Origin of the sequence: Pseudomonas sp. NPDC087817 (assembly GCF_044742875.1) — a bacterium.
Lineage (GTDB): Bacteria > Pseudomonadota > Gammaproteobacteria > Pseudomonadales > Pseudomonadaceae > Aquipseudomonas.
This window is the reverse complement of record NZ_JBIUVJ010000090.1, coordinates 6,361-13,165: the sequence shown is the minus strand read 5'-3', so window position 1 is coordinate 13,165 and position 6,805 is coordinate 6,361. Positions and strand designations below refer to the sequence as shown.

Genomic DNA, 6,805 nt, shown 5'->3' with positions numbered 1-6,805 from the left:
CGGTTGTGAAGGACGGGTGGACACGCAACGGCAAACCGCTGGTCACCGGCGGCCTGTTGGCGCTGGTCATCGTGTTCGGCTGGCAGGCTTATCACAAGTATCAGAGCAACCAGTCGCAAGGCGCTTCGGTGCTCTATCAGCAATTGCTGGAAACCACGCTGACGCCTGACGGCAAGCCTGATGTTGCCCGTGTTGCAGATCTGGCCGGCAAGCTCAACAGCGAGTTCGGCGGTTCTGCCTACGCACAGTACGGCAGCCTGTTCGTGGCCAAGGTTGCAGTCGACAGCGGCAAGCTGGACGACGCCGCGACCGAGCTGAAAACCATCGTCGACAAACCGGCCAACCCGGCGCTGGGCGAAATCGCCCGTCAGCGTCTGGCGCAGGTGCTCGGCGCGCAGAACAAGGCCGAAGACGCCCTGAAACTGCTCGACGGCGACGCCGACAAAGCGTTCCTGGCCACTCGCGAAGAACTCAAGGGCGACCTGCTGGTACAGCTGGGCCGTACCGATGACGCGAACAAGGCGTATCAAAAAGCCAAGGCGGCACTGTCGGATGAAGCGGCGGTCGGTGGCCTTCAAATCAAGCTCGACGACCTGGCCAAAGGGGATGCGTGACGTGATCCGTTGGAAGCATGCAGCATTGCTGGCTCTGGCCCTTCTGGCCGCGGGTTGCAGCAGCAACAGTAAAAAAGAATTGCCACCGGCTGAACTGACCGACTTCAAAGAAGAAGTGGTTCTGCACAAGCAGTGGAGTCGTTCGATCGGTGACGGTCAGGGCGAAACCTACAACATGCTGGTGCCGGCGATCGACGGTGACACCATCTACGCCGCCGATGTGACCGGCGTGGTGATGGCCATGGATCGCGGCAATGGCGACGTGAAGTGGAAGCAGGATCTCGATCTGCCTGTCTCCGGCGCCGTTGGCGTGGGTTACGGTCTGGTTCTGATCGGCACTCTGCGTGGCGAAGTGGTCGCTCTGGACACCAGCAATGGTGAAGAGAAGTGGCGTGCTCGCGTCAACAGCGAAGTCCTTGCGCCGCCGGCCAACAACGGCGACGTGGTGGTGGTTCAGACTCAGGACGATCGTCTGATCGGTCTGGATGCCTCCACCGGTACGCAACGCTGGGTGTATGACAGCACGCCTGCCGTTCTGACCCTGCGTGGCACCAGTGCACCGCTGGTGACCAACCGCCTCGCGGTGGCTGGCCTGTCGACCGGCAAAGTGGTCGCTCTGGACATCTCCAACGGCGTGCCGGTGTGGGAACAACGGATCGCGATTCCACAGGGTCGTTCGGAACTGGAGCGCGTGGTCGACATCGACGGCGGTCTGCTGTTGTCCGGCGGCACGCTGTACGTCGCCAGCTATCAGGGTCGCGTGGCGGCACTGGATCTGGAGAGCGGTCGTCAACTCTGGCAGCGCGATGCGTCGAGCTACGCCGGTATTGCCCAGGGTTTCGGCAGCGTTTACGTGAGCCTGTCCTCGGGCACCGTTGAAGGCGTCGACGAGCGTTCCACCACTGCGCTGTGGAGCAACGATTCGCTGGCTCGCCGTCAGTTGTCGGCTCCGGAAGTGTTCTCCAGCTACGTGGCAGTGGGTGACCTGGAAGGTTATCTGCACCTGCTGAGTCAGGTTGACGGTCGTTTCGTCGGCCGTGAGCGCATCGACAGCGACGGCCTGCGTGCCCGTCCGCTGGTGGTGGGTGACACGATTTATGTGTATGGCAACAGCGGCAAACTGGAAGCCCTGACCATCAAGTAACAACTATGCTTGGGGTTAATCCCCAAGCGGCCTTGTATTTACAAGGCTTGCAGCACCCATGGGTGTTGCCCCGAGCACCAGCCGCTGCCTCGCAGCGGCTTTTGTATTTTCTGAAATAACGAAGTGGAGAGCCGCATGGTTCCCGTAATCGCCCTGGTGGGCCGACCGAACGTCGGCACATCCACCTTGTTCAACCGCCTGACCAGGACTCGCGACGCCATCGTCGGCGACTTGGCCGGTCTGACCCGTGATCGCCAGTACGGTGAGGCCAAGTGGCAAGGGAGTTCCTACATTCTGATCGACACCGGCGGTATCTCCGGTGACGAGCACGGTATGGACGAAAAAATGGCCGAGCAGTCGCTGCTGGCCATTGAAGAGGCAGATGTTGTTCTGTTCCTGGTAGATGCCAAGGCCGGTTTCACCGCCGCCGACCAGATGATCGCCGAGCACCTGCGCAAACGTAACAAGCGTTCCCACGTGGTCGCCAACAAGGTCGACAACATCGACCCGGAAATGGCTCGCGCCGAGTTCGCCCCGCTGGGCATGGGCCACGCGATCCCGATCGCCGGTGCTCACGGTCGCGGCATCACGCAATTGCTGGAAGCCGCCCTGAGCGATTTCCCGCGTGATGATGACGAGCCTGCTGAAGGCGAAGAAGAAGAGATCGTCGCCGAAGGCGAGGAAGCCAAGCGCATTCCTGGCCCGAGCGAAAAAGACGGGATCAAGATCGCCATCATCGGCCGTCCGAACGTCGGCAAATCGACGCTGGTCAACCGCATGCTTGGTGAAGACCGGGTCATCGTCTACGACCAACCCGGCACCACGCGTGACAGTATCTACATCCCGTTCGAACGGAATGAAGAGAAGTACACGCTGATCGACACCGCCGGTGTGCGCAAGCGCGGCAAGATCCACGAAGAAGTCGAAAAATTCTCCGTGGTCAAAACCCTGCAGGCGATCAAAGACGCCAACGTGGTGATCTTCGTGATGGACGCCCGCGAAGGCGTGGTCGATCACGACCTCAACCTGTTGGGCTTCGCCATCGAATCGGGTCGTGCGCTGGTTATCGCGATCAACAAATGGGACGGCATGACGCCGAGCGAGCGCGACTTCGTGAAGGTCGAGCTGCAACGTCGACTGTTCTTCGTTGATTACGCCGACATCCACTTCATCTCGGCCTTGCACGGTACTGGCGTGGGCAACCTCTACGCTTCCGTGCAGAACTCGTTCAAGTCGGCGGTCACCCGCTGGCCGACCAACCGTCTGACCCAGATTCTCGAAGACGCGGTTGGCGAACACGCGCCACCGATGGTCAACAACCGCCGGATCAAGCTGCGTTACGCCCACTTGGGTGGTGCGAACCCGCCGATCATCGTGATTCACGGTAACCAGATCGAGAAAGTGCCGAAGTCGTACGTGCGCTATCTGGAGAACACTTATCGCCGCGTGCTGAAGCTGGTCGGTACGCCGATTCGCATCGAGTTCAAGGGCGGCGAGAACCCGTACGAAGGCAACAAGAACACGCTGACCGACCGCCAGGTCAACAAGAAGCGTCGCTTGATGTCGCACAACAAGAAGGCCAGCAAGAAGCGCCGCGACAAGAAGTAAGGTCGCTGGCCGTTGATCATTCCCATGCTCCGCGTGGGAATGTATCCCGTGACGCTCTGCGTCACAAAAGCTGCGGACGCAGAGCGTCCAAGGCTGCATTCCCACGCAGAGCGTGGGAACGATCGTTGAAAGAGAAGGGCGCCGGTAGGCGCCCTTTTTTTATGGGCGTCGGATGGGCTATCCTCGGGCTCTCCCGCGCCGCCGTCAGAGCCGGGTGTTGAGCAGGGAACCCCCGATGATCACCAGTAAGCTGCCGAATGTCGGCATCACTATTTTCACGCAGATGTCTCAGCTCGCGGCGCAGACCGGAGCCATCAACCTGTCCCAGGGTTTCCCTGATTTCGACGGCCCGCAGTCGTTGCGCGACGCGGTGGGACGGCATATCGCCAGTGGCCACAACCAGTATTCGCCGATGACCGGCCTGCCGGCACTGCGTGAGCAGATTGCGGCGAAGATCGCTCGCAGCTACGGCGTGAAGGTGGATGCCGACACTGAAGTGACGGTGACGCCGGGCGCCACCCAAGCGATCTTCTGTGCGATTCAGGCGGTTATCCACAACGGCGACGAAGTCATCGTGTTCGACCCTTGCTACGACAGCTACGAGCCGGCGACGGAGTTGGCGGGCGGTCGGTGTGTGCATGTGCAACTGAACCCGAACGATTTCTCCATCGATTTCGACAAGCTCGCGGCGGCCCTGAGCCCGCGCACGAAAATGATCGTCATCAACACCCCGCACAACCCCAGCGGCGCATTGATCAGCCGCGCCGAGCTGGATCAACTGGCGGCATTGATTCGCGACCGCGACATCTACCTGATCAGCGACGAAGTCTACGAACATCTGGTGTTCGACGGCGTGCCGCATGTCAGTGTGCTGGCCCATGAAGAGCTGTATCAGCGCGCGTTCGTGGTCAGCTCGTTCGGCAAGACCTACCACGTCACTGGCTGGAAAACCGGTTACGTCGTCGCGCCCCCCGCGCTGACCGCCGAGTTGCGCAAAGTGCACCAGTACGTCAGTTTCTGCGGGGTCACGCCGTTGCAATACGCCTTGGCCGATTACATGGCCGAACATCCTGAGCACGTCGAAGAGTTGCCGGGGTTCTATCAGGCCAAGCGCGATCTGTTCTGCGATCTATTGGCTTCGTCGCGGTTCAGCTTCACCCGTGTTGCTGGCACCTATTTCCAGTTGGTCGACTATTCGCAGATCCGTCCCGAGCTGAACGATGTCGAGATGGCGACATGGATGACCCGCGAACACGGCGTGGCGAGTATTCCAGTGTCGGTGTTCTACCAGAACCCACCTGAAGGCCAGCGCCTGGTGCGTCTGTGCTTTGCCAAACGCGAGGAGACGCTGCGCGAAGCGGCGGCAAAACTATGCGCGATCTGAGTACGTTGCCCGACCTCAATCTGGCGTTGATCCAGACCAGCCTTGCCTGGCACGACCGTCAGGCCAACCTTGAGCACTTCGACGCGTTGCTGGAACAGGCGCGTGGGGCAGATCTGATTATCCTGCCGGAAATGTTCACCACTGGCTTCTCGATGGAGTCGGCAACCCTCGCCGAAGCCGAAAACGGCCCGACCAGCAAATGGCTCAAGGCGCAGGCGGCGAAACTCAACGCGGTGATCACCGGCAGCGTGATCATTCAGGCGGCTGACGGTAGCCATCGCAATCGTCTGCTGTGGGCACGTCCCGATGGCGAAGTGCTGCATTACGACAAGCGTCATCTGTTTCGCATGGCCGGCGAGCACAACCATTACACCCCCGGCGAGCGCCAGGTGCAGTTCGAGCTCAAGGGCTGGCGCATCCGCCCGCTGATTTGCTACGACCTGCGCTTCCCGGTGTGGAGTCGCGACGCCCAGGACACCGATCTGCTGCTGTACACCGCCAACTGGCCGGGTGCCCGGCGTCTGCACTGGAACCGTTTGCTGCCAGCGCGAGCGATTGAAAACCTTTGCTACGTGGCGGCGGTGAATCGCGTGGGGACCGACGGCAAGGGCTTTGCCTACACCGGTGACAGTCAGGTATTGGATTTCCAAGGCGAGATGTTGCTGGCGGCGGGGGAGGCTGACGGCGTGTTCAAGGCAGTATTGGAAGCGGCGCCACTGGCGGCGTACCGCGAGCGCTTTCCGGCGAATCTGGATGCGGATACCTTCGAGTTCACCTGAGTTTTGCGCCGTCTGTTCAGGCCTCTTCTCGGGCAAGCCCGCTCCCACAGGGAATTGCGTTCAAACTGTGGGAGCGGGCTTGCCCGCGAAGAGGCCTGATTGAACAACACAAAACCATCAAGCAAAAAAAGCCCCGGAGTTCGAACTCCGGGGCCTTTTGCATTTCAACGAAGGCTTAAGCCGCTTTCGCTTCCGGCTGGCTCAACGAGCGGTTTAGTGCACTGAACAGTGCCTTGAAGCTGGCGGTGGTGATGTTTTCATCGATCCCCACGCCGTGCACCGCACGCTCACCGTTCACACGCAGTTCGATGTAGGCCGCAGCCTTGGCGTTGGTACCCGCACCAATTGCGTGTTCGTTGTAGTCCATGATCTCCACTGGAATCGGCAAGCCAGCCACCAGTGCTTCCAGCGCACCATTGCCTTTGCCGCGCCAGTGCAGGTTGGTTTCGCCCTGACCCTTGCTCGCCACTTCCACTTCAACATTGCTGTTGCCGTTTTCTTCCTGCAGGCGATGGCTGACCAGCGCATACGGGGTGTTGGCTTGCAGGTATTCGCTGATCAACAGCGAGTGGATCTGCTTGGCGGTCATTTCCAGGCCCAGACGGTCTGTTTCACGCTGCACGACCTGGCTGAACTCGATCTGCATGCGACGCGGCAGGCTGATGCCGTATTCCTGCTCCAGCAAGTAGGCGATGCCACCCTTGCCGGACTGGCTGTTGACGCGGATCACCGCCTCGTAGCTGCGACCGATGTCGGCCGGGTCGATCGGCAAGTACGGCACTTCCCACAGGGCATCGGATTTCTGCTGGGCGAAGCCCTTGCGGATCGCGTCCTGGTGGGAGCCGGAGAATGCGGTGTGGACCAGGTCACCGACGTACGGGTGACGTGGGTGAACCTGGATCTGGTTGCACTCTTCGACGACTTTGCGCACGCCGTCGATGTCGGAGAAGTCCAGTTGCGGGTCGAGGCCCTGGGTGTACATGTTCAGTGCTACGGTGACGAGGTCGACGTTACCGGTGCGCTCGCCGTTGCCGAACAGGCAGCCTTCGACGCGGTCGGCGCCGGCCATCAGGCCCAGCTCTGTGGCGGCCACCCCAGTGCCACGGTCGTTATGGGTGTGCAGGCTGATGAGCACGCTGTCACGACGGTTGATGTTGCGATGGAACCACTCGATCTGGTCGGCGTAGACGTTCGGCGTCGCGCATTCAACGGTGGCTGGCAGGTTGAGGATGATCTTGTGCTCAGGCGTCGGGTTCCAGACCTCGATCACCGCGTC

At 60.8% G+C, this 6,805-nt stretch carries 6 protein-coding genes; 5 read left to right on the top strand and 1 reads right to left on the bottom strand.

The window, feature by feature from the left end; genetic code table 11:
• The first annotated feature begins 5 nt into the window (after window positions 1-5).
• From ACIONG_RS28115 to ACIONG_RS28095, 5 genes are all read left to right on the top strand, one after another.
• Entirely contained in the window at window positions 6-614 is a 609-nt protein-coding gene (locus ACIONG_RS28115) for a tetratricopeptide repeat protein (protein ID WP_401304070.1), read from the top strand.
• Window positions 607-1,758: an outer membrane protein assembly factor BamB gene (bamB, locus tag ACIONG_RS28110; RefSeq protein ID WP_034156262.1), complete on the top strand. Its 1,152-nt coding sequence runs from the start codon at window positions 607-609 to the stop codon at window positions 1,756-1,758. Before ACIONG_RS28115 ends, bamB begins: the two co-directional genes overlap by 8 nt.
• 135 nt (window positions 1,759-1,893) lie before the next feature.
• The gene (der, locus tag ACIONG_RS28105; RefSeq protein ID WP_401304068.1) at window positions 1,894-3,366 is read left to right on the top strand and encodes a ribosome biogenesis GTPase Der; all 1,473 of its coding nucleotides are present in this window, start codon (window positions 1,894-1,896) and stop codon (window positions 3,364-3,366) included.
• Between the two features lie 235 nt (window positions 3,367-3,601).
• Entirely contained in the window at window positions 3,602-4,750 is a 1,149-nt protein-coding gene (locus ACIONG_RS28100; protein WP_103304545.1) for a pyridoxal phosphate-dependent aminotransferase, read from the top strand.
• Window positions 4,738-5,529, top strand: a complete 792-nt coding sequence (locus tag ACIONG_RS28095) for an amidohydrolase (protein ID WP_213026516.1) — start codon at window positions 4,738-4,740, stop codon at window positions 5,527-5,529. The genes ACIONG_RS28100 and ACIONG_RS28095 overlap by 13 nt, the downstream gene beginning before the upstream one ends.
• Before the next feature lie 175 nt (window positions 5,530-5,704).
• Here the strand turns inward: ACIONG_RS28095 and ACIONG_RS28090 are convergent.
• Window positions 5,705-6,805, bottom strand: a 1,101-nt coding sequence (locus ACIONG_RS28090) for a 2-isopropylmalate synthase (protein ID WP_401304063.1), incomplete at its 5' end; no start/stop codon positions are given.

What these genes read in the sequence shown, in the direction of transcription:
- bamB (WP_034156262.1), top strand. Translation starts at nt 607, where the DNA reads ATGCGTGACGTGATCCGTTGGAAGCATGCAGCATTGCTGGCTCTGGCC.
- der (WP_401304068.1), top strand. Translation starts at nt 1,894, where the DNA reads ATGGTTCCCGTAATCGCCCTGGTGGGCCGACCGAACGTCGGCACATCC.
- ACIONG_RS28100 (WP_103304545.1), top strand. Translation starts at nt 3,602, where the DNA reads ATGATCACCAGTAAGCTGCCGAATGTCGGCATCACTATTTTCACGCAG.
- ACIONG_RS28095 (WP_213026516.1), top strand. Translation starts at nt 4,738, where the DNA reads ATGCGCGATCTGAGTACGTTGCCCGACCTCAATCTGGCGTTGATCCAG.